This is a genomic window from Fenollaria sp. C0166D3 (genome assembly GCF_056590255.1).
Genome location: NZ_JBWPVU010000015.1, coordinates 1 through 2101, shown reverse-complemented (window position 1 = coordinate 2101; position 2101 = coordinate 1). Strand labels below are relative to the sequence as shown.

General features: G+C 45.2%; 1 rRNA gene. It reads left to right on the top strand.

The annotated features are described in order from the left end of the window. Positions 1 to 5: 5 nt before the first annotated feature. A 23S ribosomal RNA gene (locus tag AC1EJ0_RS08105) occupies positions 6 to 2101 on the top strand; the annotation flags it as partial.

Sequence of the window (2101 nt, the reverse complement as noted above, 5' to 3'; positions counted from 1 at the left end):
AAATAGGTCAAGTTACTAAGAGCGCAGGGCGGATGCCTTGGCACCAAGAGGCGAAGAAGGACGTAGAAAGCTGCGAAAAGCTCCCTAGATCTGCAAACAAGAAACGAAAGGGAGATATCCGAATGGGGCAACCCACTTAAGCAAACCTTAAGTATCTATATATGAATAAAATAGTATATAGAGGCAATACCGGGAGAACTGAAACATCTAAGTACCCCGAGGAAAAGAAAGAAACATCGATTTTCAAAGTAGCGGCGAGCGAAATGGAAAGAGCCCGCTTAAAGAAATACTAAAAAAATATCCGAATGATCTTGGAAAAATCATCCAAAGAAAGTGAAAGACTTGTAGGAGAAGATATTAATATTTCAATAAGCTTTACGAGTACCACAAGGCACGAGAAACCTGGTGGGAATACGGGAGGACCACCTCCCAAGGCTAAATACTACTTGGTGACCGATAGAGAACAGTACCGTGAGGGAAAGGTAAAAAGAACCCCGAAAGGGGAGTGAAATAGAACCTGAAACCCTGCGTTTACAAGCAAAGAAAGCACGTGAAAAGTGCAATCTTGTACTTTTTGTAGAACGGGCCAGCGAGTTACTTTTGTAAGCAAGGTTAAGAAGTTAAGCTTCGAAGCCGAAGAGAAATCAAGTCTTAATAGGGCGACATAGTTTACAGGAGTAGACCCGAAACCAGGTGACCTATCCATGAGCAGAGTGAAGTTAAAGTAAAATTTAATGGAGGCTCGAACCGGGTGTGGTTTAAAACACATCGGATGACTTGTGGATAGGGGTGAAAAGCCAATCGAACCTGGAGATAGCTGGTTCTCCTCGAAATAGCTTTAGGGCTAGCCTTTAGGATGTTTAATGGAGGTAGAGCTACTGACTGGTTGCGGGGTGTTTATACATTACCAAAACCTATCAAACTCCGAATGCCAAGAAAACAAACCTAAGGAGTCAGACTATGTGGGATAAGCTTCATAGTCGAAAGGGAAAGAGCCCAGACCATCAGCTAAGGTCCCTAAATACCGATTAAGTGGTAAAGGATGTGAAGTTACCCAAACAACTAGGATGTTGGCTTAGAAGCAGCCATACATTTAAAGAGTGCGTAATAGCTCACTAGTCGAGTGACCTTGCGCCGAAGATTTCCGGGGCTAAATCGGATACCGAAGCTATGGACTCAATATGAGTGGTAGAGGAGCATTGTGTAATAGGTAGAAGCAGTATCGAAAGGCGCTGTGGACGAAACACAAGAGAGAATGCTGGCATAAGTAGCGAGAAGGAGTGTGAGAATCACTCCCGTCGAAAACCTAAGGGTTCCTGAGCAAGGCTCGTCCCCTCAGGGTAAGTCGGGACCTAAGGCGAGGCCGAAAGGCGTAGCCGATGGACAAGTAGTAAAAATTCTACTACTATCAATTATCGTATAAATGAAGCGGGGACACAGAAGGATAAGCTAAGCGTACCAGATGGACGAGTACGCTCAAATAAAAAGGCATGCCAGGACTAATAACCAGGCTAAGCCAATTTATGATGAGGATCGAAAATAAGTAGAGAAGTAGCCGATTTCACACTGTCAAGAAAAGCCGCTAAATAGATAAAAGATACCCGTACCGTAAACCGACACAGGTAGGAAAGGAGAGAATCCTAAGACGCGCGGAAGAACCTTTGTTAAGGAACTCGGCAAAATGACCCCGTAAGTTAGCGAGAAGGGGAGCCAGAGCGATCTGGCCGCAGTGAATAGGCCCAAGCGACTGTTTACCAAAAACACAAGTTTCTGCTAAGTCGAAAGACGACGTATAGGAGCTGACACCTGCCCGGTGCTGGAAGGTTAAGGGGAAATGTTAGCAATAGCGAAGCATAGAACTTAAGCCCCAGTAAACGGCGGCCGTAACTATAACGGTCCTAAGGTAGCGAAATTCCTTGTCGGGTAAGTTCCGACCCGCACGAAAGGTGTAACGATTTGGGCACTGTCTCAACAAAGGATCCGGTGAAATTGAAGTAATGGTAAAGATGCCATTTACCCGCGACAGGACGGAAAGACCCCATGGAGCTTTACTGTAGGCTGACATTGGATTTCGGTAGTACATGTACAGAATAGGTGGGAG